Origin of the sequence: Mycobacterium sp. 1164966.3 (assembly GCF_001665395.1) — a bacterium.
In the GTDB taxonomy this organism is placed as follows: domain Bacteria; phylum Actinomycetota; class Actinomycetes; order Mycobacteriales; family Mycobacteriaceae; genus Mycobacterium.
This window is the reverse complement of the sequence record NZ_LZSG01000061.1, coordinates 1-26,712: the sequence shown is the minus strand read 5'-3', so window position 1 is coordinate 26,712 and position 26,712 is coordinate 1. Positions and strand designations below refer to the sequence as shown.

General features: G+C 66.0%; 21 protein-coding genes. 13 read left to right on the top strand and 8 right to left on the bottom strand.

The window, feature by feature from the left end; genetic code table 11:
- Positions 1–16 precede the first annotated feature (16 nt).
- Positions 17–3,304 carry an error-prone DNA polymerase gene (locus A9W99_RS21015; protein ID WP_067382712.1) on the bottom strand — a complete coding sequence of 1,096 codons (3,288 nt, stop codon included), beginning with the start codon at positions 3,302–3,304 and terminating at the stop codon, positions 17–19.
- Between the two features lie 79 nt (positions 3,305–3,383).
- Between A9W99_RS21015 and otsB the strand changes: the two genes are divergently transcribed.
- The gene (gene otsB / locus A9W99_RS21010; RefSeq protein WP_067382709.1) at positions 3,384–4,541 is read left to right on the top strand and encodes a trehalose-phosphatase; all 1,158 of its coding nucleotides are present in this window, start codon (positions 3,384–3,386) and stop codon (positions 4,539–4,541) included.
- A gap of 202 nt (positions 4,542–4,743) precedes the next feature.
- Here otsB and A9W99_RS21005 read toward each other — a convergent pair whose 3' ends face one another.
- Complete coding sequence (locus A9W99_RS21005; protein WP_067382706.1) at positions 4,744–5,607, bottom strand: MaoC/PaaZ C-terminal domain-containing protein; 864 nt, start codon at positions 5,605–5,607, stop codon at positions 4,744–4,746.
- 94 nt (positions 5,608–5,701) lie between these two features.
- Here A9W99_RS21005 and A9W99_RS21000 point away from each other — a divergent pair, with 94 nt between their 5' ends.
- The 4 genes from A9W99_RS21000 (at position 5,702) to A9W99_RS20985 (ending at position 10,899) form a co-directional block, all read left to right on the top strand.
- Positions 5,702–6,409, top strand: a complete 708-nt coding sequence (locus A9W99_RS21000; RefSeq protein WP_067382703.1) for a histidine phosphatase family protein — start codon at positions 5,702–5,704, stop codon at positions 6,407–6,409.
- 55 nt (positions 6,410–6,464) lie between these two features.
- Positions 6,465–8,471 carry an SDR family oxidoreductase gene (locus A9W99_RS20995; protein ID WP_067382700.1) on the top strand — a complete coding sequence of 669 codons (2,007 nt, stop codon included), beginning with the start codon at positions 6,465–6,467 and terminating at the stop codon, positions 8,469–8,471.
- Positions 8,472–8,596: 125 nt separating this feature from the next.
- On the top strand, positions 8,597–9,247 hold the full coding sequence (locus tag A9W99_RS20990) for a 2OG-Fe dioxygenase family protein (RefSeq protein WP_082930138.1): 651 nt from the start codon (positions 8,597–8,599) through the stop codon (positions 9,245–9,247).
- 65 nt (positions 9,248–9,312) lie between these two features.
- Positions 9,313–10,899 (top strand): HNH endonuclease signature motif containing protein, encoded by a 1,587-nt coding sequence (locus A9W99_RS20985; protein ID WP_067382697.1) that lies wholly within the window; start codon positions 9,313–9,315, stop codon positions 10,897–10,899.
- Between the two features lie 243 nt (positions 10,900–11,142).
- Here the strand turns inward: A9W99_RS20985 and A9W99_RS20980 are convergent, their stop codons facing one another.
- Positions 11,143–11,394, bottom strand: coding sequence for a hypothetical protein (locus tag A9W99_RS20980; RefSeq protein ID WP_067382694.1), 252 nt, complete (start codon positions 11,392–11,394; stop codon positions 11,143–11,145).
- 60 nt (positions 11,395–11,454) lie between these two features.
- Between A9W99_RS20980 and A9W99_RS20975 the strand changes: the two genes are divergently transcribed.
- Entirely contained in the window at positions 11,455–12,399 is a 945-nt protein-coding gene (locus A9W99_RS20975; RefSeq protein ID WP_067382691.1) for a nucleoside hydrolase, read from the top strand.
- Here the strand turns inward: A9W99_RS20975 and A9W99_RS20970 are convergent.
- The gene (locus tag A9W99_RS20970) at positions 12,396–12,794 is read right to left on the bottom strand and encodes a nuclear transport factor 2 family protein (protein WP_172828923.1); all 399 of its coding nucleotides are present in this window, start codon (positions 12,792–12,794) and stop codon (positions 12,396–12,398) included. The two genes, A9W99_RS20975 and A9W99_RS20970, sit on opposite strands and share 4 nt — an antisense overlap.
- 105 nt (positions 12,795–12,899) lie before the next feature.
- Here A9W99_RS20970 and A9W99_RS27420 point away from each other — a divergent pair, with 105 nt between their 5' ends.
- Positions 12,900–13,127 carry a hypothetical protein gene (locus tag A9W99_RS27420; RefSeq protein WP_253870156.1) on the top strand — a complete coding sequence of 76 codons (228 nt, stop codon included), beginning with the start codon at positions 12,900–12,902 and terminating at the stop codon, positions 13,125–13,127.
- The gene (locus A9W99_RS27415; protein ID WP_253870153.1) at positions 13,124–13,351 is read left to right on the top strand and encodes a hypothetical protein; all 228 of its coding nucleotides are present in this window, start codon (positions 13,124–13,126) and stop codon (positions 13,349–13,351) included. The genes A9W99_RS27420 and A9W99_RS27415 overlap by 4 nt, the downstream gene beginning before the upstream one ends.
- Here A9W99_RS27415 and A9W99_RS20960 read toward each other — a convergent pair.
- A complete protein-coding gene (locus tag A9W99_RS20960) occupies positions 13,338–14,450 on the bottom strand; it encodes an enolase C-terminal domain-like protein (RefSeq protein WP_067382685.1) in 1,113 nt (370 codons plus the stop codon). The two genes, A9W99_RS27415 and A9W99_RS20960, sit on opposite strands and share 14 nt — an antisense overlap.
- Positions 14,451–14,494: 44 nt before the next feature.
- On the opposite strand from A9W99_RS20960, the gene A9W99_RS20955 reads away from it, so the two are divergent.
- From A9W99_RS20955 to A9W99_RS20945, 3 genes are all read left to right on the top strand, one after another.
- Positions 14,495–16,285: a glycoside hydrolase family 15 protein gene (locus tag A9W99_RS20955; protein ID WP_067382682.1), complete on the top strand. Its 1,791-nt coding sequence runs from the start codon at positions 14,495–14,497 to the stop codon at positions 16,283–16,285.
- 107 nt (positions 16,286–16,392) lie between these two features.
- Positions 16,393–19,503 carry an FAD-binding and (Fe-S)-binding domain-containing protein gene (locus A9W99_RS20950; RefSeq protein WP_067382679.1) on the top strand — a complete coding sequence of 1,037 codons (3,111 nt, stop codon included), beginning with the start codon at positions 16,393–16,395 and terminating at the stop codon, positions 19,501–19,503.
- Positions 19,504–20,291: 788 nt separating this feature from the next.
- On the top strand, positions 20,292–21,032 hold the full coding sequence (locus A9W99_RS20945) for a cutinase family protein (RefSeq protein ID WP_067382676.1): 741 nt from the start codon (positions 20,292–20,294) through the stop codon (positions 21,030–21,032).
- Here the strand turns inward: A9W99_RS20945 and A9W99_RS20940 are convergent, their stop codons facing one another.
- Together A9W99_RS20940 and A9W99_RS20935 are read right to left on the bottom strand one after the other, a co-directional pair.
- On the bottom strand, positions 21,033–22,301 hold the full coding sequence (locus A9W99_RS20940) for a KasA/KasB family beta-ketoacyl-ACP synthase (RefSeq protein ID WP_067382824.1): 1,269 nt from the start codon (positions 22,299–22,301) through the stop codon (positions 21,033–21,035). It abuts the gene before it with no gap.
- 50 nt (positions 22,302–22,351) lie between these two features.
- Complete coding sequence (locus A9W99_RS20935) at positions 22,352–22,978, bottom strand: class I SAM-dependent methyltransferase (RefSeq protein WP_067382673.1); 627 nt, start codon at positions 22,976–22,978, stop codon at positions 22,352–22,354.
- A 482-nt stretch (positions 22,979–23,460) separates the two neighbouring features.
- Here A9W99_RS20935 and A9W99_RS20930 point away from each other — a divergent pair, with 482 nt between their 5' ends.
- Together A9W99_RS20930 and A9W99_RS20925 are read left to right on the top strand one after the other, a co-directional pair.
- Positions 23,461–24,201: a cutinase family protein gene (locus A9W99_RS20930; RefSeq protein ID WP_067382670.1), complete on the top strand. Its 741-nt coding sequence runs from the start codon at positions 23,461–23,463 to the stop codon at positions 24,199–24,201.
- Between the two features lie 158 nt (positions 24,202–24,359).
- Positions 24,360–25,526 carry an alpha-hydroxy-acid oxidizing protein gene (locus tag A9W99_RS20925; protein WP_067382667.1) on the top strand — a complete coding sequence of 389 codons (1,167 nt, stop codon included), beginning with the start codon at positions 24,360–24,362 and terminating at the stop codon, positions 25,524–25,526.
- 2 nt (positions 25,527–25,528) lie between these two features.
- On the opposite strand, the gene A9W99_RS20920 is transcribed toward A9W99_RS20925, so the two are convergent.
- The coding region (locus A9W99_RS20920) for a DNA polymerase (protein ID WP_067382664.1) at positions 25,529–26,712 on the bottom strand (1,184 nt) is incomplete at its 5' end.

Sequence of the window (26,712 nt, the reverse complement as noted above, 5' to 3'; positions counted from 1 at the left end):
CGCTCGGCGAGGCCGGTCAGCGGAAGTCGCGGGACTTTGATCCGACGGCCAGGGAGATGCGGCCCATCCGCTCGGCGACGACGGTGATCGCGCCGCTGGCGTTTTGGAGCTGGCCGCGGATCAGCATCGCCGGGGCGGTGTTCGCCAGCTTGCGGTGTCGCGACCACACCCCTGGCGTGCAGAGCACGTTGACCATCCCGGTCTCGTCCTCGAGGTTGAGAAAGGTCACTCCCTGGGCGGTGCCGGGCCGCTGCCGGTGTGTCACCGCGCCGGCGATCAGCACCCGGTCACCGTCGGGCACCGACCCCAGCGCGCCGGCGGGGACCACTCCCATCGCGTCCAGGTCCGCCCGCAGGAACTGGGTCGGGTAACTGTCCGGGGAGATGCCGGTGGACCACACGTCGGCGGCAGCCAACTCCAGCTCGCTCATCCCCGGCAATTCCGGGATGTGCGACGACGAGCCCACCCCGGGTAGCCGATCCGGCCGCTGGGAGGCCGCGGCACCGGCCGCCCACAACGCCTCCCGTCGGGACATCCCGAAGCAGCCCAGGGCTCCGGCCGTTGCCAGCGCCTCGGTCTGCGGCACACTCAGCTGCAGCCGCGAGGTCAGGTCCAGCAGCGAGGCGAACGGGCCGTTGGCTTTTCGCTCTTCGACCAGCTGTTCTGCCAGATCGTCGCCGATGTGGCGAACGGCGCCCAGACCGAGCCGGACCTCGGTGCCCGAGTTCTCCAAAGTGGCGTGCGCCAGGCTGACGTTGACGCATGGGCCGTGCACCAGCACACCGTGCCGTCGGGCGTCGGCCACCAGCGACTGCGGCGAATAGAAGCCCATCGGCTGGGCCCGCAGCAGTGCGGCGCAGAACGCCGCGGGGTGATGCAGCTTGAACCACGACGAGTAGAACACCAGCGACGCGAAGGACAGCGCGTGACTCTCGGGGAAGCCGAAATTAGCGAACGCTTCCAGCTTTTCGTAGGTCCGGTCGATCACCTCGTCGGGCGCACCGTGCAGCGCGCGCATGCCGTCGTAGAACCGGCCGCGCAGCCGTCGCATGCGTTCGGCCGAACGCTTGGAACCCATGGCCCGCCGCAGCTGGTCGGCCTCGGCGGCGGAAAATCCGGCGCAGTCGACCGCGAGCTGCATCAGCTGTTCCTGAAAAAGCGGCACTCCCAGCGTCTTTCGCAATGCCGGCGCCATAGACGGGTGGTCGTAGACGACCGGGTCGAGACCGTTGCGGCGCCGGATGTACGGGTGTACGGACCCGCCCTGGATGGGACCGGGACGGATCAGCGCGACCTCGACCACCAGGTCGTAGAACACTCGCGGCCGCAGTCGCGGCAAGGTGGCCATCTGCGCACGCGACTCCACCTGGAACACGCCGACGGAATCGGCGCGGGACAGCATCTCGTACACCGCCGGCTCGGAGAGGTCGAGTCTGGCCAGGTCCACCTCGATGCCGTTGTGCTCCGCCACCAAGTCCTTCGCGTAGTGCAGCGCCGAGAGCATGCCCAGGCCGAGCAGGTCGAACTTCACCAAACCTATTGCCGCGCAGTCATCTTTGTCCCACTGCAGGACGCTGCGATTTTCCATGCGCGCCCACTCGACCGGGCACACGTCGGCGATCGGGCGGTCGCAGATCACCATGCCGCCGGAATGGATGCCCATGTGCCGCGGCAGATTCCTGATCTGGGTGGCCAGGTCGATCACCTGCGGCGGGATGTCCTCGATATCGGCAGAGTCGGCGAGCCCGTTCCAGTGGCTGATCTGCTTGCTCCACGCGTCTTGCTGGCCCTGCGAGAAGCCCAGCGCGCGGGCCATGTCGCGCACCGCAATCCGGCCCCGGTAGGTGATGACATTGGCGACCTGGGCGGCATAGTCGCGGCCGTATTTGTCGTAGACGTACTGGATGACCTTTTCCCGCTGGTCCGACTCGATGTCGATGTCGATGTCGGGCGGCCCGTCGCGGGCGGGCGAGAGGAAGCGCTCGAACAGCAGCTCGTTGGCTATCGGGTCGACGGCGGTGACGCCGAGGGCATAACAGACCGCGGAATTGGCGGCCGACCCCCTGCCCTGACAAAGGATGTTGTTCTCCCGGCAGAACCGGGTGATGTCGTGCACCACCAGGAAGTAGCCCGGAAACTGCAGCTGTGCAATGACTTTCAGCTCATGCTCGATCTGGCTGTAAGCGCGCGGCGCCGCCCCGGGCGACCCGTAGCGGTCGCGCGCACCCGCCATGACCAGCCACCGCAGCCAGCTGTCCTCGGTGTGCCCGTCGGGTACGTCGAACGGCGGCAGCTGCGGTGCGATGAGCGCCAGTCCGAACGCGCACTGCTCGCCGAGCTCGGCGGCGGCGGTGACCGCCTCGGGACACCATGCGAACAACCGGGCCATCTCCTCGCCGGACCGCAGGTGCGATCCGGCCAGCGGGGCCAGCCATCCGGCGGCCGAATCCAGCGACTGCCGGGCCCGGATCGCACCCATGGCCATGGCCAGCCGTCGGCGCGCCGGATGCGCGAAATGCGCTGCGGTGGTGGCGACGACGCCGACACCGAAGCGCGGCGCCAGCCCGGCCAGCGTTGCGTTGCGCTCGTCGTCGAGCGGCTGACCGTGATGCGTCAACTCGATGCTCACCCGGTCGGCGCCGAACCGGTCCACCAGCTCGGCCAGCGCCCGCTCTGCCGCTTCCCGGCTGCCGTCACAAAGCGCTTGGCGCACAGCACCTTTGCGGCACCCGGTCAGTATGTGCCAGTGTCCGCCGGCCGCTTCGGTCAGCGCGTCCAAGTCGTAGCGTGGCTTGCCCTTCTCGCCGCCGGCCAGATGCGCCGCGGCCAGCTGCCGCGACAGCCGCCGGTAGCCTTCCGGGCCGCGAGCCAGCACCAGCAGGTGCGGGCCGGGCGGGTCGGGCAGCTCGGTGCGGGCGCCAGACCCCAAGGACAGTTCCGCGCCGAACACCGTACGCACGTCGAGTTCCGCGGCAGCTTCTGCGAACCGCACCGCTCCGTACAGGCCGTCGTGATCGGTCAGCGCGAGGGCGCGCAGATCCAGTCGGGATGCCTCCTCGACCAGCTCTTCCGGCGTGCTGGCCCCGTCCAGGAAGCTGAACGCCGAATGCGCATGCAACTCGGCATACGGGATGGATGAACGCACCACCCTGTCGGTGGCGGGGGGCTGGTACGTCGGGCGCCTACGCGATAACGGACCGTCTTCCGGTATTTCGGCGGCCACCGGCGCGCCGGCATGACGCGGCTTGCTGTCGAGCACCCGCTCCATCTCCGACCAGCTCGGCGGCCCGTTAAACCATCCCATGCCGTAAGTGTATCGAAAGTTTGTTCGAATAGCTGCCCGGGTCGTGAAACGATAGTGACCAACGTGAGAAGGTGGGTCAATGCCGGTCACGATCGACCCGCGCCGCCACGACGCGGTGCTGTTCGACACCTCGTTGAACTCCACCCAAACGCTGGTCCGGCAATTACAGGAAGTCGGAATCGGAAGCGGGGTCTTCGCGTCGGACGGAGGCGCTCTGCTCGATGCGGCGCAACAGCTTTCGGTGCGGCCGGGCCGCTGTGTGGTCGTCGCCCATGACGAGGCGGGCATCGCAGCCGCGCGAGACGGCGGATTCGCACTGGTGATAGGCGTCGACCAGACCGGACACCGCGACGCGCTGCGCAGCCATGGCGCGGACACGGTCATCGCCGACTTGGCGGAGGTCCAGGTACGGACCGGAGATCGGCGAATGTCGGAGCTTCCCGACGCGCTGCAGGCCCTGGGACTGGCAGAGGGCCTGATCGCCCGCCAGCCCGCGGTGTTCTTCGATTTCGACGGCACGCTATCCGACATCGTCGACGATCCCGACTCGGCCAAGCCGGCCGCCGGTGCGGTTGAGGCATTGCAGCGGCTGGCCACGCACTGCCCGGTCGCGGTGCTGTCGGGCCGTGACCTCGCCGACGTGACGGACCGGGTAGGGCTACCCGGCATTTGGTACGCGGGCAGCCACGGGTTCGAGCTGAGCGCACCGGACGGAGCCCATCACCAGAACGACGCCGCCGCGCAGGCCATATCTGTGTTGGCCGAGGCGGCCGCCCAACTTCGCGACCAGCTGGGGCCGATCGACGGTGTTGTGGTGGAACACAAGCGCTTTGGCGTCGCAGTCCATTACCGGAATGCCGCGCGTGACCGGGTGGGCGAGGTGGCCGCCGCGGTGCGTGCCGCGGGCCAGCGCGACGCGCTGCGGGTGACGACGGGCCGCGAAGTCATCGAGCTGCGACCCGATATCGACTGGAACAAGGGCAACACGCTGCGCTGGGTGATCGATCACCTGCACCATGCGGGCTCCGGGCCGCTGCTGCCGATCTATCTCGGCGACGACATTACCGATGAGGACGCCTTCGACGCGGTGCGCCACGACGGTGTCCCAATTGTGGTGCGGCACAACGAGGATGGCGACCGGGCGACCGCGGCGCTGTTCGCCCTGGACAGTCCCGCGCGAGTCAGCGAGTTCACCGAACGTCTGGCCCGTCGGCTCGGCAGTCGGGAAAGCTCGTAGATCTCGACACGCTCTCGAGCTTGCGTGTGAATCGTTGGCATTAAATGTGAATCGTTGGCTTTCGAAGTGCATCCTGGGCGGAAAAATCGCCGAATCGCCGCCGTGGCTTCACAGCGAAGGCCGTAGCTTCACACCAAAAGCCGTCATTTCACATTCAAAACCACACGGCTGCGCCGAATGACCGCCCGCTGAGTACCAAGGGCTATTCCACGTATTCGACCGCGCCGTCGTCCAGCACCACCCGGGGCTCGTCGGCGCCGTCGACCACCGTGCGATACACCGCCTTGCCCGGTTCGGTGCGCCAGATCAGCGTGGTCAACGTCTCGCCGGGGAACACCGGCGAGGTGAACCGTGCGGCAATCGAAGTGATCTTGGTGGCGTCACCCTTGCCGAGTTCTGCCACCAGCGCCCGGCCCGAAACCCCGTAGGTGCACAGCCCGTGCAGGATCGGCTTCGGGAAACCGGCCATCTCCCTGGCGAACCAGGGATCGCTGTGCAGCGGGTTGCGGTCGCCGGACAGCCGGTAGATCAGCGTCTGGTCTTCCCGGGTCGGCAGCGGGATGCGGGCGTCGGGCTCGCGGTCCGGAAATTCCGGTGCGGCCGGCCGCTCGCCCGGCTGCCCGCCGAACCCACCCTCTTTGCGGATGACCAGCGTCGTGAGTGTTTCCGCGACGAGCGCACCGGAATCCGGATCACTGCCCTTGCCGCGCAACACGACGATGGCGTTCTTGCCCTCGCCCTTGTCCTGGATGTCGGCGACTTCGGTGACGACGGAGAGTTTCCCGGCGGGCGGCAGGGGCGCGTGCAGGCGAATGGTCTGGGATCCGTGTAACAGCAAGGCCCAGTTGAACGTTCCGATCTTGGCGGCAGCTCCGAACGCCGGGCAGCAGATCACCGCATACGTCGGCAGCACCTGCTGGGTGATGCCATGGCTGTTTTCGGTGGTGAACTGCAAATCCTCGGTTCCCGCACCGACCCCGAGCGCGTAGAGAATCGTGTCCCGGTCGGTCCACTCGAACAACATCGGCTCGGTCACCGCGCCCACGGCATTGGGGTCAATCGCCATACCAGTCTCCTATCGATGAAAATTTCGAGCCTTTTCTGCACCCAACCATCGCAAACACTTCACATCGACCCCATCGGCAGGGCAGGCTATCGCCATGCGTAACCGCACCCTGGTCTGGAAAGCGGCGGCCGTGCTCGCCGCAACGCTGGTCGTCGGCGCCTGCGGCGGAGAACCGCAGGCGCGCAGCATAACGGTGACCTTCGTCCGAAACGCGCAGTCCCAGGCCGATGCCGACGGGATCATCGAAACCAACATGCCCGGTCCGGGACTCAGCCAGGAGGGCCAAGACCAGGCCCAGCAGCTGGTGCACAAGATCGTCCACAAAGACGTCGACAGCATCTACTCCTCGGGCATGGCGGAAGCGCAGCAGACCGCCGCGCCGCTGGCCAGCGAGCTCGGGAAGCAGGTCGAGGTCCTGCCGGGCCTGCAGCCGATCAATGCGGGCTGGTTCAACGGCAAACCTCAGTCGATGGCGAGCACGACGTATATGTTGGCGCCGCTGGACTGGGTCAACCACGGCGACATGAAGAACAGCATCCCGGGGTCCATTAACGGAAAAGACTTCAACGAGCAGTTCACCAAGGCCGTCAAGAAGATCTACGACAGCGGCCACAGCAAACCCATGGTGTTCTCCCAGGGCACGGCGATCATGATCTGGACGCTGATGAACGTCAAGAACCCGAAGAACACCCTGCTGGACACCCATCCCCTGCCGAACGGCGGCCGGGTGGTGATCACCGGCAACCCGATCAACGGCTGGGAGGTCAAGGATTGGGACGGCATCCGCGACTTCACCAGTTGATCGGGTAGATCACAGACTGTTGACGCGGGCGGCGGCCAGCCGCCACCATGGCTGAATGCGGTATGTCGTTACCGGCGGTACCGGGTTTATCGGGCGCCGTGTCGTGTCTCGTTTACTGGCCACTCAGCCGGATGCCGAGGTGTGGGTGCTGGTCCGCCGTCAGTCGCTGGGCCGCTTCGAACGCCTCGCAGTAGAGTGGGGTGATCGCGCAAAGCCGCTGGTGGGCGAGCTGCCCGAGCTTGAGCTGACCGAGCAGTCCATCGCCGAACTGGGCCAGATAGACCATCTGGTGCACTGCGCCGCCATTTACGACATGACCGCCGGCGAGGCCGAGCAGCGCGCAGCCAACGTCGAGGGCACCCGCGCGGTCCTGGAACTCGCGCGCCGGCTCGACGCCGTGTTTCACCACGTTTCGTCGATCGCGGTGGCCGGCGACTTTCCCGGCGAGTACACCGAAGACGACTTCGACGTCGGCCAGCAGCTGCCCACTCCGTATCACCAGACCAAGTTCGAGGCGGAGTCACTGGTCCGCTCCACGACCGGACTGCGCTACCGGATCTACCGCCCGGCCGTGGTGGTCGGCGATTCGCGCACCGGCGAAATGGACAAGATCGACGGGCCGTACTACTTCTTCGGCGTGCTGGCAAAGTTGGCCGTATTGCCGTCGTTCACGCCGATGCTGCTGCCGGATACCGGGCGCACCAACATCGTTCCGGTCGACTATGTGGTCGATGCGCTGGTGGCCCTGATGCACGCGCCCGGCCGCGACGGGCAGGCGTTCCATCTGACCGCGCCGAAAACCATTGGGCTGCGCGGAATCTACCGCGGCGTCGCCGATGCCGCCGGGCTGCCACCGTTGCGTGGCGCGTTGCCCCGGTCGATGGCCACCTCGGTGCTCAAGGTGAGCGGTCGCGCCAAGGTGCTGCGCAACATGGCGGCCACCCAGTTGGGCATTCCCGCCGAGATTCTGGACGTCGTCGACCTCGCGCCCACGTTCATCAGCGACGAGACCCAGAAAGCTTTGCAGGGCACCGGGATTGAAGTGCCGGAGTTCGCCAGCTACGCGCCTAAGCTGTGGCGCTACTGGGCCGAACACCTCGATCCCGACCGGGCCCGTCGCACCGATCCGAAGGGACCGCTGCAAGGCAAGCACGTCATCATCACCGGCGCCTCCAGCGGGATCGGCCGGGCTTCGGCGAGCGCGAGCGCCGAGCGGGGCGCGACGGTGTTCGCGCTGGCGCGCAGCGCCGAGGCGCTGGACACGCTGGTCGCCGAAATCCGCGCAAACGGCGGGCAGGCGTATGCCTTCACCTGCGACGTAACCGATTCCACGTCGGTGGAGCACACGGTCAAGGACATCCTGGGCCGCTTCGACCACGTCGACTACCTGGTAAACAACGCCGGCCGGTCGATACGTCGTTCGGTGGTCAACTCCACCGACCGGTTGCACGACTACGAACGGGTGATGGCGGTCAATTACTTTGGCGCAGTACGGATGGTGCTGGCGCTGTTGCCGCACTGGCGAGAACGCCGATTCGGTCACGTCGTCAACGTCTCCAGTGCAGGCGTGCAGGCGCGCAACCCGAAGTACAGCTCGTACCTGCCAAGCAAGGCGGCGCTGGATGCGTTTTCCGATGTGGTTGCCTCAGAGACACTGTCCGACCACATCACCTTCACCAACATCCACATGCCGCTGGTGCGTACACCGATGATCGCGCCGTCAAAGCGGCTCAACGCGGTGCCGGCGATCAGCGCCGAGCGTGCGGCGGCGATGGTGGTGCGCGGCCTGGTCGAGAAGCCGGTGCGAATCGACACGCCGATGGGCACGCTCGCCGACGTCGGCCACTACTTCACGCCACGGATTTCACGGCGAATTCTGCATCAGCTGTATCTGGGCTATCCCGATTCGCCCGCGGCGCGCGGAGTGGCTGAATCGCCCAAATCTGTTGTCAGCAAACCGGTTCCCCGTCGGCCTAAGCGTCCAGTGCGGGCGGTCACGCGCGTGACGGTGCCGAAACCGGTGAAGCGGCTGATGCGGTCGGTGCCCGGAGTGCACTGGTAATTGTGTTTAGCGGTACCGGATTGCGGTACTCCGGCGCTGTGGCCCGGATTCTCTGCGACAAGCCGACGGGCGCCGACCCGGTGGCGGTTGCAATCCAGCAGCTCGTCACGACGGGTGCGTCGTTGATGGGCTCGTTCGGTGTGACGCGAAGCCTCGGCGTGGATCGCGATGAGTGGACTCGGTTCGCCCGACATTGGGAGGATTTGGCACCGGACCCCTACGCCGCGGAGCTGGGGATCCAGCGGCTGCGCCGGTACGGGCGGTACTTGTTGCGCGACGGGATAGCGGAGCCGATGCCCGCCGAGCCGTTTGTGCAGCCGGACAACAGCAACCCCCTTTACATCGACCGGGATCGCCACTTCGAACCGCTGACCGACGCGTTTGCAGACGACCCCTTGCTGGTTGGGCTGCTGCGAATGCTGTGCCGGGTGGCTGCCGCCCTGGACGACGTGGCCGAATGGAACGTCAAGGTTCATCCGTTCCGCCTCGAATCGCCGGCCCACGGCGACGGCCGGCCCACTCCGGAGGGCCTGCACCGCGACGGCGTCACTTTGGTGTCGTCGCTACTGGTAGGGAGGCGCAACGCCATCGGCGGCGAAAGTACCGTGTGCGATCTGTCCGGCCACACATTGTTGACGACGACGCTGGAGGAGCCGGGCACGTTGCTGCTGGGCGACGACCGTCGCACGCAGCACGGCGTCTCGCCGATCCGGCCGATCGACGGCTCGGGCCCGGCGGTGCGTGACGTCCTGGTGATCACCTTCGCGTCGCGCTGACCTTTTTGCGAGGGGCGGGCCGGCCGGCTCGGAACTTGTCATACGATCGATTTATACTCGAACACATGTTCGATGAATTGGTTGTCTTGGCTCCCACGGCGCTGGTCGAGGTGGTCGAGTCGGTGCATCGGCAGGAGTCGATGTTGGTGGCGCGGCGGTTGGCGGCGGTGGCGAACCTGTTGGGCCATCGGATGGCTACGACCGCCGATCAGGTCGAGCAGCTCGGGTACGCCAAGGTCGACCCGTATGTGCAGACCGCAGCCGAGGTGGCCGCCGCGATGAACTTGTCGGTGCTGGCCGCGGGTTTTGTGGTCTCCGATGCCGATGCGCTGGATCGGCGGTTCCCCAAGCTGGCCGCGGTGTTGGCGGCGGGGCACACCGATTGGGCCACGGTCAAGGTGTTCATCCGGCGCAGCGAATTGGTCAGCGAGGACAAGGTCGCCGAATTGGATGCGTCGATGTCGGCGCGCATCGCTGGCTGGCAAGGCTGGTCACGCCGGCGGATCATCAACGCCGTCGATGCCGCGGTACGTGCCCTGGACCCCGATGCCATCCGCGAGCGCCGCCAAGACGCCGAAGACAAGCGCCGTATCGACATCCGCCCGGGCGAGCATGGCATGGGCGAGATCTCGGGCATCATGGCCGCGACCGGCGCCGCGGCGTTGGACAGGCGGCTTGCGCAGTTGGCCAACGGGGTGTGCGCCGGTGATCCACGCACCCTCGATCAGCGCCGCGCCGATGCGCTGGGGGCCCTGGCGCAAGGCCAGACCCTGGTCTGCGGGTGCGGGCAGCCGCACTGCGCCAACAAGACCGCGCCGGTCAGGGCCGATCGAGGCGGGGTGGCCACCGTGATCAATGTGCTGGCCGGCGCGCAGACCGTCCACGGCGACAGTGACCAGCCCGGCTACCTGGAGGGCTATGGGGTGATCGACGCTGAGCAGGTCCGCGCTTTGGCCGCCGCCGCGGCGAGTCTGCTGCCGGTGGTCGATCCGGTCACCAGTGCCGCTGAGGCGCTGCGCTATCAACCCTCGGCCGCGCTGGCGCGCGCGGTGCGCTGCCGCGACCTGACCTGCCGCTTCCCCGGGTGTAGCCGCCCGGCCATGCACGCCGATATCGACCACACGATCCCGTTCAACCACGCCCATCCCGCCGCCGGCGGCCGCACGGTATTGACGAATCTGAAGTGTTTGTGCCGACTGCACCACCGTCTGAAAACCTTCGGTGGGTGGCGCGATGAGCAGCTGACCGACGGGACGGTGGTGTGGACCTCCTCGAGCGGACGCACCTATCGCACCGCCCCGGCCGGGGCGGATCTGTTCGGGCCGCTCGCACCGGCATGCGCGGTCCCCACCTCCCCGCGGCGACCTAGCCGCTCCCGCCGGCGCAGCACCCGCATCGCCCGCGCACGCCAGCACAACCGCGAGCAGCGCCCGCTCAACCGCGCCCGCCGCCAGCTCAACCAGGACCGCAAAGACGAGATCGACGCACGCAAATTCCGCAACCATATGCGCGACATGCTCTTCGCGTTCAAAGGCGCACCCAGCACCAGCCCGTTCTCCCCCTGGATCAACGACCCCTACGAATCCGAAGAGCTCCCACCCGACTGGACACCCCCCGAACGAGAACCCGTGCCCGACGACCCACCCTTCTAGAAGTGGTTAATTTGGTGATTCCGAACATCGCGTCCGACGGCCGAGGTAGCGTCGTTGCCCAGCTTGGTTACAGCAACCATCGGAGCCACCAATGGGTTTCACGACGCGGTGTACAGAGACAACTCGCATAGGGTGGGCGCGACTCGGCACCTGTCTTGCTGTCTGCGCTTTCCTGGGCACGTTCTTGGCTCCGAGTTCAGCCGCGTTTCCCAGTAGTGGTAAGTGGCAAGGTTTTTGGTCAGACTATCCGGCCGACCAAACTCGCTCGGTTCCAGTCACTTTGACGTTGTCGAGCACCGATCCCATCAAGGGAACGATTGTTGTCCCCAGCATGGGTTGCACGTCGAGTTGGACTGAGACGAATCGCACGTCGGATACGTTGCGGACGGTGGCCGCGAACAACATCGGGGGGCCCTGCCGCGACAACGTCTGGAATGTGACCCTCGAGGCCGACGGGCGCATCTCCGGCACCGACAGTGTCGATTCCGGCGTCATCGTGAACCTCACCCCCAGCCGATAACGTCGAACTGCGGTTATCTGACGACCGTTACCGCGATGAACCTCGTTTTCGCCGACGTCGACACCGGCATCGATGATGCGATGGCGTTGATATTCCTGCTGGCCAGTCCGGATGCCGAGCTAGTAGGCATTGCCTCGACGGGCGGGAATATCTCTGTCGACCAGGTGTGCGCGAACAACCTCGGTTTGCTCGAATTGTGCGGGGCCGCAGACATACCCGTGTCGAAGGGCGCCGACGACCCACTCTGCGGCACATGGCCCGATCACGCAAACTTCCACGGGCCCAAGGGCTTAGGTTATGCGGAACTGCCACCGACCAACCGCCGGATCACCGGCCACGACGCCGTCACCGCCTGGGTCGACGCGGCCCATACCCACGCCGGGGAGCTGATCGGTGTGGTCACGGGTCCGCTGACCAACCTGGCTCTGGCGGTGCGCGCCGAACCCGCGCTGCCCACGATGTTGCGCCGACTGGTCATCATGGGCGGCGATTTCGAGACGGCTGCCACCACTGCCGAATGGAACATCAGAGTCGATCCCGAGGCGGCCGCCGAGGTATTCGCGGCTTGGACAGGCCGGCAACAACTTCCAATAGTGTGCGGCCTGAACGTAACTCGTAAACTCGCGATGACGCCGGACAAGCTGAGCACACTGGGGGCCGCCGCGGGCCAGTCCGCGTTGACACGGGTGATCGAGGACGCGATGCGGTTCTACTTCGAGTCGCACGTAGCCCGCGGCCATGGCTATATCGCATACATGCACGATCCCTTGGCTGCAGCGGTCGCACTGGACCCCGAGTTGATGGCAACCGAGACGGCAACCGTGGACGTCCAACTGGCAGACCCGCGCGGCGCGACGGTGGCCGACTGGTCCGGAACGCGAGAAGCCAACGCGCAGATCGGAACTGACGTCGAGCCCGCGCTGTTTTTCGACCGCTACCTCGACCGCGTCGCGCCGTTCGCCCGCGGACTAGCCACCTAACCGGGGTCCGCCTGAACTACCGCCTTGATCTGATTCATGACCGACTTCAGGTCGTAGGCTTCTCGCCACTGCATGATTCGCCCGTCCGGGTCGAACTCGAATACCGCCATCACCACCGACGTAATCGGACGCCCCCGGAAGGTGGCGTTGCTGACTTGCTCCACCATGACGGTCGGCCCGTCGACCACCAGTGTCGTCACCTCAACGCGCACGCCGCCGAGCGCGGTGAGTTGCGCGGTCAGTTCGGACTTGATGGCGTCGGCACCCTTGCGCACACCTTGCGGACCGTCCACCCATTCGGCGGCGTCGTGAAAAAAGCCGCCCAGTTCGTCCGGCTTCGGGTGTTCCCAAGCGGCAAAGAACTTGCGTACCAATGACTCCGGCGAATAGCTCATGAGCATCACCTACCGATGAAGGCTGGTCTCCCGACGACCCGCGCAGAACCCTAAAACTACGCCCGCTCGATTGGAGCCGGCAGGATTCGGGCATATCTGTACGCCATGAACGTTCGTGCTATCGAGTTGTGGCGCGCCGGATGGGGTGCTGTGCTGCTGGCCGTCCCCGGTCTGGTGCTCACGTCGATGCGGGGAGTGCAAGTCGACCGGAAGGCCATCATTGTGGTGCGCATCCTCGGAGCGCGCCACCTTGTGCAGGCGCTGTCGTCGGGCATCAATCCCAGCCCGGAAGTGCTTGCTGCGGCGTGTGGGTTGACACCGTGCACTCGATGACGGCCTTGGGTCTGGCGGTCGCCGACCGGAACCGAATTCAGGGCGGCGTGGCGGACAGCGTGGTTGCCGCGGCGTGGGCGTTATTGGGTTGGCGCCACCTACACACCGGCAAATTCGAGGTACGGCCCGTTAGCGCGCGTGATCGGTTGGCGTACTTGGTGATAGGGCATCTGCCCGGGGGACGCGCGCTGATGTCCCACGCACGTCAGATCAGGCAACCCTGAACTGCTCGAGGTCCGCCTCCTTGACAGTCAACCCATGCCCGGGTGCCGACCGGTCCGGACGCAGCAGGCCACCCGATTCGGGTTCGATCACCCCGTCGAACGCCAGCCCTTCAATGCGCACATGGTCGTGGAAGTACTCCAGGTGGCGTTGGTGCCACACCGCGGTGCCTACCTGCGCGCTGATCTGTGGGGCGCAGTGCAACGAGAGGTCCATGCCGCGCGCATCGCACAGTGCGGCCACCTTCAGCACCCCGGTGATGCCGAGGGCACGGGTAACGTCGGCCTGCAAACAGTCCACCGCCCCGGCGGCCAGCATCTGGTGAAAGTACGGCAGGTGATATCCGTATTCGCCCGCAGCGATGTCCATCCCCGGCGGCCCCTGCTCGCAGAGCTGGCGCAGACCGTCCAGATCGTCAGAGCTCACCGGCTCCTCGAACCACCGCACGTCGTACTCGGCGAAGCGGTGAGCCCACAACAACGCCTGCTTGCGCTGATAGGCGCCGTTGGCGTCGACGAACAATTCCACGTCGTCGCCGATCGCCGACCGGGCAGCCGCGACTCGGCCGATGTCGGCGCCGGGGTCGCGGCCGACCTTCATCTTGACCCGCGGAATACCGGCATCGACCCACCCCCGTAGCTGGGAGCGCAGCGAGTCGTTGTCGTAAGAGGTGAACCCGCCGCTGCCGTAGATCGGCGTCGCGTCGTGCACAGCGCCCAAAGCGACGACGAGCGGTTCATCCAAGAGACGGGCCCGCAAGTCCCACAACGCGATGTCCACCGCCGAGATCGCCACGGCCACGACTCCCGGCTTGCCCAGGTTGCGGACGGCGTGCTGCATCTGCGCCCACCGGGCCGGCGGTTGCAGGGCGTCGGACCCGTTGACGACATCGGCAAGCTTGGAGTCCACGACGGTCACCACCGAGGTGCCGCCGTAGGTGTAGCCGGTTCCGACCTGGCCGCCGGCCCGCACGCTCACCAGGATGAGGGTGGTGGAATCCCATGCCAACGTGCCGTCCGACTCCGGCGCGTCGGTGGCGATCGAGTAGGCCGACGCCTCCACCGATTCAATGGGGACCGGTTCGCCCGCATGCAACGTCATGCCGGGTGACTACCCGCCTGGTAAACCGGGTATGTCCGCATCCAGTGAAAGACCGCAAGGACAGACCGCAAGCCGAGCTGGCTCCGCCGCACGTCCTGCGCGAATACGCGTTGCTCGCCGACGGGGAACGCGGAATCGTCGTCGGGCCGCGCGGGGACTGCTGCTGGATGTGCCTGCCGCGCTGGGACAGTCCCGCGGTCTTCAGTTCGCTGCTCGGCGGTCGCGGCGTGTACGCCGTCGCTCCGGAACATCCCCGGTTTGTTTGGGGCGGTCGTTACGAGCAGCGGTCGCTGATTTGGGTATCCCGCTGGGTGACCACCGACGGCATCGTCGAATGCCGCGAGGCCCTGGCGTTTCCGGGCGACCCGCACACCGCGGTGGTACTGCGCCGCATCCGCGCCATCGACCAACCGGTCGCGATGCGCGTTGCCCTCGATGTGCGCGCCGACTACGGCGCCAAGCGCATGCGCCAACTCTCCCGCGACGACGGAATGTGGGCGGGACGGTCGGGACCGCTCCGCTTCAGGTGGACCGGCGCCGGTGCGGCCACGCACCGCGAGGACGGTTCGCTGCAGATGGTTATCGAGGTCAATCCCGGTGAAGATCACGACCTGGTCCTCGAACTCTCCGATCAGGAGTTACCCACCAGCCCGGCCCGACCCAACGACGCCTGGCGCGACACCGAAAGCGCTTGGGCACAAGCGGTTCCGGCGTTCTCCGACACGCTGGCCGACGCGGATACGCAGACCGCGTACACCGTGCTGCGCGGCCTGACCAGCAACGGCGGCGGGATGGTCGCCGCCGCCACCATGTCGCTGCCGGAACGAGCCGAGCAGGGCCGCAACTACGACTACCGCTATTGCTGGATCCGCGACCAGTGTTATGCGGGGCAAGCCGTCGCAGCCGCCGGCGCCCACCCCCTGCTCGACGACGCCGTCCGCTTCGTCAGCGAGCGCGTTCTTGCCGACGGTCCCAGGCTCAAGCCGGCCTACTGCGTCACCGGGGACGCACCTCCCGAAGAAGCAGCCCTAGACCTGCCTGGTTATCCGGGCGCCGCAGTCAAGTCCGGCAATTGGGTGACCGACCAATTCCAGCTGGACGCGTTCGGCGAGGCATTACTGCTGCTGGCCAGTGCCGCTCGACTGGACCGCCTCGACAAAGAGCATTGGCAGGCCGTGCACACGCTGGTGCAGGCGATCGAACAGCGGTGGCGCGAACCAGACGCCGGAATCTGGGAGGTCGACGACCGGCGCTGGGCTCATTCACGGCTGATATGTGCGGCGGGACTGCGGCGCATCGGAGAGGTGGCGCCGCTGCGGCACGGCGCGGAATGGCAGCGCTTGGCCGACCTGCTCGTCAACGACGCCAATTCGGACTGCCTGCATTCCAGCGGGAGATGGCAACGCGCACCGAAGGATTCGCGGATCGACGCGGCCTTGCTGACGCCGTCGATCCGCGGCGCCATCCCGGTCAACGATCCGCGTACCGTCGCGACTCTGCAGGCCGTGCGCTCCGACCTCGGCCGGGACGGCTTCGTCTACCGCTTCCGCCCGGACGACCGACCGCTCGGCGAGGACGAAGGCGCCTTCCTGCTCTGCGGATTCCTGATGGCTCTGGCAGATCATCAGCAGGGCAACGAGCTGGCGGCGGTGCGATGGTTTGAGCGCAACCGCACCGCGTGTGGACCACCCGGTCTGTTCACCGAGGAATTCGACATCGAACAGCGCCAACTGCGCGGCAACCTGCCCCAGGCCTTCGTGCACGCGCTGCTGTTTGAGGCGGCGCACCGGCTCGCGGACACCAGCGGCCCGCCGGTGGGCACCGGCACCAATTGACGGAGCAGTTTCCGCCGTTTAACCGGCGTATCGATGGGTAGACCCCCGATCATAGCCATTGGCAACAGTTACTAAAGGATCCTTATGCCCAAGACCGCCGACAGCGAATGAACCTGCTTCGGGCCAATCAGGTGCGGGCCGTAGACAGCGTCAACGTGACGGGCCTGCAAAGCCAGCTCCGCCGCCACGTCAGCGGCGAAGTACGTTTCGACACAGCCACTTTGGCGATGTACGCCAACGACGCATCGAACTTCAGGCAGGTCCCGATCGGGGTCGTGATCCCCAAGACGCTCGACGACGTCGTCCAGACTGTGCGGGCCTGCCATGCTTACCACGCGCCGGTGCTGTGCCGTGGTGGTGGAACCAGCCTGTCGGGTGAGACGGTGAATGTCGCCGTCGTGATCGACTTCTCGAAGTACCTCACCGAGATCGTCGACATCGACACGGGCCGTCGTCTGGCGACCGTGCAGACCGGGGTGATCAATGAACAACTCAACAAGGCCACCGGCGAATTCGGGCTGGTGTTCGGTCCCGACCCGTCGTCGCATTCGCGATGCACCCTGGGCGGCAACATTGGAAACAATTCCTGTGGCGTGCACTCGATCCAGTCGCATCTGTACGGGCCCGGACCGCGCACCTCGGACAACACCCACGAACTGGATGTCGTCACCTATGACGGCACGCGGTTCACGGTAGGCGTGAACGAGGAGGGCAATCTCGACGCGATCATCGCCGCCGGCGGCCGAAAGGGCGAAATCTACGCGGCACTACGGGATTTGCGCGACGAGTACGCGGACGACATCCGCAAGGGATATCCGTCGGTGGACGAGCTGCCGCGCCGGGTGTCCGGATACAACCTGGACGAGCTGCTGCCGGAGAAGGGTTTCAACGTCGCACGAGCGTTGGTCGGCACCGAAAGCACCTGTGCGGTGGCGCTGACCGCGACGATGATGCTGACGCCGGCGATGAAACACCGGACTCTGGTGGTGATTCATTACGACTCGCTCGGCGAGGCCGGCGACGCGGTTCCGGACCTGATGGCGTGGAAGCCGATCGGCCTCGAGGCGGTGGACCACATGCTGGTCCACGATCAGGAGCTGACCGGCATCAACACCGCCGGACGGGCCGCGCTGCCCAGGCCCAAGTCCAGCGGCGCGTGGCTGTTCATGCAGTTCGGAGCCGACGATCCCCGCGAATCGCTGCGCCGTGCCGAGGAATTCGCCGGCTGGCTGCGCAAGAAGGACTACGACGACGATCGCATCGTTTTGGCCCGCAGCAAGCAGGACGGCGGCAACAGCGACGAGTTGTGGTCCATCCGCGAGGCCGGTCTGGGGTCGACCGCGTTCCCGAAGGACGGCGGCGATCACTGGCCGGGCTGGGAGGACTCAGCGGTCCCGCCGAATAGGGTCGGCGACTACCTGCGCGATCTGCAAAAGCTCTATGCCGACCATGATCTGCACGGCGCCATGTACGGCCACCTCGGCGAGGGTTGCATCCATTCCCGGATCAGTTTCGACCTGCGACACAAGGACGGTCTGGCCACCTATCGTCACTTCATGGAAGCCGCCGGCGATTTGGTGGCGTCCTATGGCGGGTCGATGTCCGGCGAGCACGGCGACGGGCAGCAGCGCGCCGAGCTGCTGGGCAAGCAGTACGGCCCGCGGCTTATCGATGCGATGCGCAAGTTCAAGCTGATCTGGGACCCGGAGTGGAAGATGAACCCGGGCAAGGTGATCGACCCATATCGCTTCGACGAGAACCTCAAGCTCGGCGCCGACTACAACCCGGCGCGGCCCAAGGTGAAGTTCGCCTACACGGAGGACGGCGGCGATTTCTCGCACGCGGCGCTGCGCTGCGTCGGCGTCGGCAAATGCCGGGTGCCCGATGCACAGCTGACCATGTGCCCGAGTTATCAGGTGACGCGGGAAGAGAAACATTCCACCCGTGGGCGCGCGCGGCTGCTGTTCGAGATGCTGCGCGGCGAGGTGATCACCGACGGCTGGCAATCGAGCGAGGTGGCCGACGCGTTGGACCTGTGTCTGGCCTGTAAAGGCTGCACCAGCGACTGCCCTGTCGACGTCGACATTCCGACCTACAAAGCGGAATTCCTCTACCACCACTTCCGGTCGCTGCGCCGCTGGCGTCCCCGCTATGCCTATGCGTTCGGCTTCATCGACCAAGCCGCGCGATTGGCCAGCGCGATGCCGGAGCTGGCGAACTTCGCCACCCAGACGCCCGGCCTTTCCCGCATCGCCAAGGCGCTCGGCGGGATCGACCAGCGCCGGTCCCTGCCGACCTTTGCCCCGATGACATTGCAGCAGTGGTTCGCTCAGCGTCCGGTGGTCAACTCCTCGGGGCCGCGGGTGATCCTGTTCCCCGACACCTTCAACAACCGGCTGCACACCGACGTCGGAGTGGCCTGCGTCGAGGCGATCGAGGCGGCCGGCTGGCACGTCGTCATGCCGATGGGGCACATCTGCTGCGGGCGCCCGTTGTACGACTACGGCTTTCTCGATGTCGCACAGCACTATCTGCTCGAAGTACTGAGCCAGCTGCGCAGCGAAATACGCGCCGGCACACCCATTGTCGGCATGGAACCCAGCTGTATGGCCGTCTTCAAAGACGAACTGAAAAAGCTATTGCCGCATGACGACGACGCAGACCGGTTAATGCGCAACAGCTATCACTTCGCACAGTTCCTGACGGAGTTCGACGTCCCGTTGCCCCGGGTTTCCGGTGCTCGGGCACTGTTGTGGGGTCACTGCCATCAGCGCGCCACCGGCGGCGTCGATGCCGACCAGCAGGTCCTGCAGAAAATGGGCGTCGACGTAGAGCCGGTTTCCGGCGGGTGCTGCGGCCTGGCCGGCTCCTGGGGATTCGAGCAGGGCAAGTACCAGCTTTCGCTCGACTGCGGCGAACAGGCGCTGCTGCCCGCGATCCGGAAGAATCGCGATGCTTTGGTGGTGGCCAACGGGTTCTCCTGTCAGACACAGATCAGCGATTCGGGTGCGGCGAACGCGCTGCACCTCGGCCAGGTCATGGCTATGGCCAACGCATCGACCGACATTCGCTCTGCCACTCCCCCCGGCCGCCCCGAGCCACAGACGCGAACTCGCGCGGCCCGGGTCGCCGTTCCGATGGCGGCTTTGGGAGTTGCCGCGGTGACGAGCGGTCTCTTGGCCGGAAAGCACTGGGCCGCGAAGCGGCCGCTGCGCTAGCGATCACTGCAGCCAGCGACGCGCTTTTTTTCGCCTATTGTTTCGAGATGCCGCATTCACCGGCTGCATTTATCGATGGGAGAGCGTGGCCGGCGAAAATGTGCGCCAGGCTGGGGCTGGGGCTGGGGTACCGCCATTCGTTTTCCCGCGGCGATTGCGCGCCGTTTTCTTTGTCAAACGGATCGAATTAGCGAGTACTGACACGTGTGCCGGGTACCTGATAGGAAACGCTTAAAAAGTCGGGAAAGGAGTGAGATGAACCAGCCGAATCACACAGCGACAACGCGGGCTCAGCCACGCCAGCCCGCAACCGTGCCGGCGTTGTTGCGGCTGCTGGGTATTCCGGACGTCCCCGTCTCGGGTCATCATGGAGCTATTGCTGACTGGCTCGAGCACAACGACCCTAGCGTCGAACTGCGAATAAGTCTGCGTGCCAACGGTTACGGTCTTTTGCTGCCGCCGCCCACGCGTGGGATGCGACCGCCGCTGTCCGCAGTGAAGAGCATCACTCCGGGCGACTCCCTCGCACCGCGGCGTCTCGTCAAGCCGTCCGCGCGAAAGTCGGCGTGAGCACTGGGAGTTCGGCGACGTCTGCGAGGGCCGCGGCTGGACGATAGGATGGGTTGCTCACCGACAGATTGGTAGGAGATCGCGTGACTGAGCGAAGGCTATGGCGGGCACAGCATTTGGCCATCCGCAACGGGCATTGCCGGCAGCAGCGAACCCCGCGCTACAGGTCCGCAAAAATTTTCCGTTTAGCCAACGGTTCAGCGGGCAAGTATTGCGGCATGAACGCACGTGACATCCTTCGCCTAGTTGGTTCAGCAATCCTTACCGCCGCAGGCGTCGGCACGGCTGTCCTGTGGGCTCCCGCTGTCCCGCACGCGTCGGCCCAGTCGTGTCCCGACGTAGAGGTGGTGTTCGCCCGCGGCACCGGTGAGGCACCCGGGGTGGGCCCCACCGGTCAGGCCTTCGTCAACAACCTGCGCTCACGCATCGGCGCACGATCCATGGACGTCTACGCGGTCAACTACCCCGCCAGCGACCAATGGGACACCGGCATCGACGGCATCCGAGACGCCGGCGCCCACGTCGTCAACATGGCCGGCAGCTGCCCGCAAACCCACATGGTGCTCGGCGGCTACTCCCAGGGCGCGGCCGTCATGGGCTTCGTCACCTCGAATTCCGTCCCGGATGGGGTGGACCCGGCCACCGTGCCCAAGCCGATGGACCCCAGTGTGGCCAACCACGTCGCCGCCGTCGTGCTCTTCGGGATGCCCAATGTGCGCGCGATGAACTTCCTCGGTGAGCCCCCCGTCGTCATCGGCCCGGCCTACGCGAGCAAGACCATCAAAGTCTGCGCGGTCGAAGACCCGGTCTGCTCAGACGGAATGAACTTCTCCGCCCACAGCACCTACGCCGACGACGCCTCAGTCATCGACCAGGGCGCCGCGTTCGCCGCAAGCCGCCTCGGAGGACAAAGCGCCCCCCCACCGGCGGGAACTCCACATCCCGGCTTCGGAGAATAGCTACCAGCCCCGGCCGAAGGCCAGGGCGACATTGTGGCCGCCGAAACCGAACGAATTGTTGATCGCATACACGTAGTCACCCGTCCGCGGCTCGCCTGTCACGACATCCAGGTCGATCTCCGGATCCAGATGACGCAGGTTCAGCGTCGGCGGGATGACGCCGTCCCGCAGTGCCAAAACCGTGAGTATCGACTCCACCGCGCCGACCGCGCCGATCGAATGTCCGAGCGCCGCCTTCGGCGCATAAACCGCTGGCCTGTGGGCACCGAACGCGTTGTTGATCGCTTTCGCTTCGGCCCGGTCACCGACGTCGGTGCCGGCGGCGTGCGCATTGACGTGGTCGATGTCGGCGGGGGTCAGTCCGGCGAGCTGGATCGCCTTCGTGATCGCGTGCGCGGCCCGCACGCCGTTGGGATCAGGCGCCAAGACGTCGTAGCCGTCGGAGGTGGTGGCCGCACCCATCAGCCTTGCCATGATCGGGGCACCTCGAGCTTCGGCGTGCTCTCTCGTCTCGACCACCAGCAGCGCGCCTGCTTCGCCGAACACAAAGCCGTCGCGGTCCTTGTCGAACGGGCGGCACGCGCCGGCGGGATCGTACTTCGTCGAAAGCAAGCCCAGCTGGGCGAACGCCGCGACGGGCACCGCCTCGATCCTGGTCTCGATGCCGCCGCAGATCGCGATGTCGGCCTCGCCGAGCACGATGTGCTGCCAGGCTCGGGCGATCGCCTCGGCACCAGAGGCGTCGGCCGACGTCGGAGTGAGGATTCCGGCCCTGGCTTTATGTTCGAGCCCTACCCAGGCGCTACCCGAGTTGGGCATCGCCATCAGCACGCCCAGCGGGTTGACGCCCTTCATCCCGCGCTTGCGAATGTCGTCGTACCAGACGATCATTTGCTCCGTCGAACCCATCCCGGTGCCGATGGAAACCATCAACCGATTGGGTTCGGCCTCAGGCGAACCGGCGCTCACCCACACCCGCCGCCCCAGCACTATGGCCATCTTCTGCAGGAACAGCAGTCGGCGTCGCTCCACCCGCGTCAATTCGCAATCGAAATCCTCGAGCAGTTGCCCGCCGATGCGTAACGGCCGGTCCAACAGCTCGACATGCAGATCGTCGAGCCGGCGGATCCCGGTTTGCCCGTCCAGCAGCTTCTTCCAGGTGCCGTCCGCATCCGTGGCCAGCGCGGTCGTCATCGCGACACCGGTGACAACTATCTCGGGTATCTCGGGGATCGCGCGGATCTCGGGGATCGCGGGAACCCTATCCACGGTCGAAAACCCAGCCATAGCGTTGCCTCGTTTCCTCAAAAGCCATGCTGTCAGCCAACTTCAGCACCGACCAACGCAGATTGCCTTCGCTTGGACAGGGTGAACTGTCCGACGTTGCTGATTCCCTTGCGAAAGAGGTCGGCGCAGGCGATGGCGCGTTCACGGTGGGCCTTTAGATTGACCGCCCAGGTTTCCAGCGTTCGCACGTAACGCGAAGGAAAAAGTTGAACCTTTTCGATCGAAAACTTTCCGGCTTCTGAATGCTCGACGATATCTTCTTGGCTCGGCATTTCCCCGCCGGGAAAGATTTCGGTCCGCAGGAACCGGAAGAATCGCAGATCGCGCATGGTGAGCGGGATACGATGCTCGCGCATGTATGCCTGTAAATGCGTGAATATGCTGTGCAGCAGCATCCTGACGTCGTGACGTTTAACGGCCCGGACCAATCCCGCGCCCCACCCGCAGCCGAGGTCCAACAGTGTCATGCCCGGTTCGAGGTCGAGTTTGCTCAGTGACAGATCATATTTGGCGTTCTGCGCTTGTTCGAGAGTCATGTCGTCGCGCTCGAAGTACGCGCTGGTATAGGCCATCGTCGGGTCCAGAAACAGCGAGAAGAATTCATCGGAGATGTCGTAGGTCGATTGGGACTCTTCGTAGAACGGCGTCAACTTCGGCATTCACGCATCACCTCCGTTGCTCCGGACGGTCCAGCGCCACACGCCGATGGCCGAGGTTTAAGCATGGTGGAACCCGTATTTTTCGCGCCCGGGGCCATAAGAAGAACTTATTACTGTGCTCATATCTATGCAATCGCATCGAAGCTGCGCGATGGCAAAACAGCAGCAAGCAAAGTGTTTTGGATACGAGTCGTCAGATTTTCGTTTTCGGGCCAGACGCTGCGTTTTCCGTTCGGATAGGGTGCGGACCCGCCGGTATCGGCAACCCGTGGCGGACGTCCAATGGACGTGAAAGTCACTGGGGCTGAGCGCAAGCCGTGGGTCCAGCGCGCTGAGGCCGGTGTCAGCTGCCCAATATGCCTGCGCGCCAATGCCTGTGGCCTGCGACCAGCGCTGAAGCGACCTGAAATGCCTGAACCGCGGGTGGCGCGTCCGGCGAAATTGCCGGTTTAGGCAGTCGTTCTGCGGGCAAGTACTGCGGCATGAACGCACGTGACATCCTTCGCCTAGTTGGTTCAGCAATCCTTACCGCCGCAGGCGTCGGCGCGGCTGTCCTGTGGACTCCCGCTGTCCCGCACGCGTCGGCCCAGTCGTGTCCCGACGTAGAGGTGGTGTTCGCCCGCGGCACCGGTGATCCTCCCGGCATCGGCAAGACCGGACAGGCATTCGTCGATTCCCTGCGCCCGCGCATCAGCGGAAAGTCGATGGACGTATATGCGGTCAATTATCCCGCCAGCGAGCAGTGGGATACCGGCATCGACGGCATTCGAGACGCAGGCGCGCATATCGTGTCCATGTCTAATAGCTGCCCGCAAACCAAGATGGTGCTAAGCGGCTTCTCTCAGGGCGCCGCGGTGATGGGATTCGTCACCTCCAATGCGGTTCCGGATGGGATCGATCCGGGCACCGTGCCCAAACCGATGGATCCGGGGGTGGCGGACCACGTCGCCGCCGTCGTCCTGTTCGGGACGCCAAATGCCCGGGCTATGAACTTCGTCGGTCAGCCGCAGGTCGTAATCGGTCCGCTCTATCAGCCGAAGACCATCAAGGTGTGCGCTGTCGAGGACCCCGTTTGCTCGGACGGGATGAACTTCTCAGCGCACACCACATATGCAGAGGACGCCGCCGTGATCGACCAGGGCGCGGCATTCGCCGCAAGCCGCCTCGGAGGACACAGCGCACCACCGCCAGCGGGAACTCCGCAACCCGGCTTCGGAGAATGACAGGTTCCTGACGGCACAGCGCGGCACTGCTTGGCGGCCAGCGCAATTCGCCCCGCCGATAGAAATCCGCGTGCCACGATCATCGCGGATTCGGGCGCAGCTGGCCGTTCGGCCAGAGGCGCGCGTTTAGGGGACCAATCGCCGGGTATCTGCGAGCCATGGCGTTCGCCGAGTATCAAAACGAACTCTATGAACAAGGACAGGCCGGCAGGCAGCCGCCGTACCCGATCGCCTTCGCCGATTTAGAAGCCAAGGCAGCCGCGGCGATGCCGCCGAAAGTGCTGGGGTATGTCGCCGGTGGCGCCGGAGACGAACTGACCCAGCGGGCAAATGTCGAGGCGTTCAAGCGCTGGGGTGTGTTCCCGCGCATGGGGATTGCGCCCACCGAGCGCGACATGTCGGTCGAGCTGTTCGGGGTGAGGCTGCCGGCGCCGATCTTCATGGCCCCGATCGGGGTCATCGGAGTTTGCGCCCAAGACGGCCACGGCGACCTGGCTGCTGCCCGAGCGTCCGCCCGCACGGGCGTGCCGTTCTTCGTGGGAACGCTTACCTCCGATCCGATGGAAGACGTCGCCGCCGCGCTCGGCGACACCCCGGGGTTTTTCCAGCTGTACACGCCCCCGGACCGGGAGATGGCCGCCAGCCTGGTGCACCGCGCTGAAGCCTGCGGGTTCAAGGGCATCGCGGTCACCCTCGACACCTGGGTCACCGGCTGGCGCCCACGTGACCTGAGCGCCGGGAATTATCCGCAAGTACCCAGCGGCTGCCTGGCCACCTACACCAGCGACCCGGTTTTTCGCGCCGGCCTGGATCCCGGCGAAGACGCCACCGAGGCGGCGGTGCGCAAGTTGCCGATCTTCGGTGGCCCGTTCAGGTGGGACGACCTGGAGTGGTTACGGTCGCAGACCAGCTTGCCGCTGATGGTCAAGGGCATCTGTCATCCCGACGATGCGCGGCGCGCCAAAGACCTTGGTGTCGACGGCATTTACTGCTCCAACCACGGCGGCCGGCAAGCCAACGGCGGGCTGCCCGCGCTGGAGTGCCTGCCGGGGGTGCTCGAGGCCGTCGACGGGCTGCCGGTGCTGTTCGACTCGGGTATCCGCAGCGGCGCCGACGTCATCAAAGCCCTCGCGATGGGAGCGACCGCCGTGGGCATCGGCCGCCCATACGCCTACGGCCTGGCGCTCGGCGGCGTCGACGGCATCGTGCACGTACTGCGCTCCCTGCTGGCCGAGGCCGACCTGATCATGGCCGTCGACGGGTATCCCTCGCTGAAGGATCTGACGCCTGATGCATTGCGCCGTGTCGAATACCTTGGGGCATAAGCCTATTCGTAGATTCCCTCGAGGTACCACCTCCTTTTGCGATAGCACAGCAGTAGCGCGCGCTCGGTTTCCAGCAGCACCTGGGCACGGGCCGTGCGGCCGGCGACCCCCGATCGCTCCGGATCCCACCACCGCTCGTCGACCGGCCACGGTCCGGACCACCAGCGCAGCCGATCGTCTTGATCACGGAAGGTCAATCGTGCAGGGTCGGCGGAGAACATTCCCCGGTTGGTCACCCGTATCGGATTGCCTTGGGCATCAAGCAGTTCCACCGGGTCGTCGAGCAGTACCGCCGGCGACGGGCCGGGCAGCCGGCCGGGCCAGGGCTGATTCGGGTCGGACTGCGGCACCGGCTCGTCGCCCAGCGGAGTAAGCGTGATGCGTTCGGCCGGTCCGCGGCCGCCGGACAACACCGGCACCTGCACCGCCTCCGGGCCGAGTAGGCCCTGCACCCGAATCAGTGCGCGACGGGCCCGCAGCCTATCCTCTTCCCCCAGACCGCCCCAGAGCGGCAACTGCAACGCCTCGGCGGACACCACCTCGATCGCCTGCAGCCGTAGCAACGTCACCGGCGACGTCGGCCGGTCCAGGGCCTTTCTGTTGCTCAGCCACCCGTCCAGTTGCCAGCGCACTCGGTCCGCGGTGGCATCCTCGGTCAACGGCTCGGCACACCGCCACACCCGTTCCAGCTCTTCGCCGTTGGCGGTCACGGCGTGTATGGCCAGCCGAGTACATCCCACTCCGGCGGCCATCAGCATTTGATGCAAACTTCCGGCCAGCGAGCGCCCCGCGAATGCCGCGGCATCAACCCGGTCGATCGGCGGATCGCAGTCCAGCACGGCTTCGAGCTCTTGCGGTGGCTCGCGACCGGACGGCCCGCGTTCGGATTGGCCGCGGGCGAACCGGTGGGCGGCCACCCCGTCGCCACCGAATCTGGAAGCCACGTCGGTGCGGGACAGTGCGGCGAACTGACCAATGGTGCGAATCCCCATCCGCCACAACAGATCCGTCAGCTCTTCCCGGCCCGGACCAGACAGGCTCGGCTCGGTGGCAAGCTGCCGGATCGACAGCACCGACAGAAACCGCGCGTCGCCTCCCGGCTCTACGACACGGCCCGCCCGCGCAGCCAAGACCGCGCTGGACAGCTGGTCTGCGATCCCTACCTGACACTCGGCACCGGCCGCGG

Excerpts from the sequence above, each read along its gene's own strand:
- A9W99_RS21015 (WP_067382712.1), bottom strand. The coding sequence starts at position 3,304 with ATGGGATGGTTTAACGGGCCGCCGAGCTGGTCGGAGATGGAGCGGGTG.
- otsB (WP_067382709.1), top strand. The coding sequence starts at position 3,384 with ATGCCGGTCACGATCGACCCGCGCCGCCACGACGCGGTGCTGTTCGAC.
- A9W99_RS21005 (WP_067382706.1), bottom strand. The coding sequence starts at position 5,607 with ATGGCGATTGACCCCAATGCCGTGGGCGCGGTGACCGAGCCGATGTTG.
- A9W99_RS21000 (WP_067382703.1), top strand. The coding sequence starts at position 5,702 with ATGCGTAACCGCACCCTGGTCTGGAAAGCGGCGGCCGTGCTCGCCGCA.
- A9W99_RS20995 (WP_067382700.1), top strand. The coding sequence starts at position 6,465 with ATGCGGTATGTCGTTACCGGCGGTACCGGGTTTATCGGGCGCCGTGTC.
- A9W99_RS20990 (WP_082930138.1), top strand. The coding sequence starts at position 8,597 with ATGGGCTCGTTCGGTGTGACGCGAAGCCTCGGCGTGGATCGCGATGAG.
- A9W99_RS20985 (WP_067382697.1), top strand. The coding sequence starts at position 9,313 with ATGTTCGATGAATTGGTTGTCTTGGCTCCCACGGCGCTGGTCGAGGTG.
- A9W99_RS20980 (WP_067382694.1), bottom strand. The coding sequence starts at position 11,394 with ATGACGCCGGAATCGACACTGTCGGTGCCGGAGATGCGCCCGTCGGCC.
- A9W99_RS20975 (WP_067382691.1), top strand. The coding sequence starts at position 11,455 with ATGAACCTCGTTTTCGCCGACGTCGACACCGGCATCGATGATGCGATG.
- A9W99_RS20970 (WP_172828923.1), bottom strand. The coding sequence starts at position 12,794 with ATGAGCTATTCGCCGGAGTCATTGGTACGCAAGTTCTTTGCCGCTTGG.
- A9W99_RS27420 (WP_253870156.1), top strand. The coding sequence starts at position 12,900 with ATGAACGTTCGTGCTATCGAGTTGTGGCGCGCCGGATGGGGTGCTGTG.
- A9W99_RS27415 (WP_253870153.1), top strand. The coding sequence starts at position 13,124 with ATGACGGCCTTGGGTCTGGCGGTCGCCGACCGGAACCGAATTCAGGGC.
- A9W99_RS20960 (WP_067382685.1), bottom strand. The coding sequence starts at position 14,450 with ATGACGTTGCATGCGGGCGAACCGGTCCCCATTGAATCGGTGGAGGCG.
- A9W99_RS20950 (WP_067382679.1), top strand. The coding sequence starts at position 16,393 with ATGAACCTGCTTCGGGCCAATCAGGTGCGGGCCGTAGACAGCGTCAAC.
- A9W99_RS20945 (WP_067382676.1), top strand. The coding sequence starts at position 20,292 with ATGAACGCACGTGACATCCTTCGCCTAGTTGGTTCAGCAATCCTTACC.
- A9W99_RS20935 (WP_067382673.1), bottom strand. The coding sequence starts at position 22,978 with ATGCCGAAGTTGACGCCGTTCTACGAAGAGTCCCAATCGACCTACGAC.
- A9W99_RS20930 (WP_067382670.1), top strand. The coding sequence starts at position 23,461 with ATGAACGCACGTGACATCCTTCGCCTAGTTGGTTCAGCAATCCTTACC.
- A9W99_RS20925 (WP_067382667.1), top strand. The coding sequence starts at position 24,360 with ATGGCGTTCGCCGAGTATCAAAACGAACTCTATGAACAAGGACAGGCC.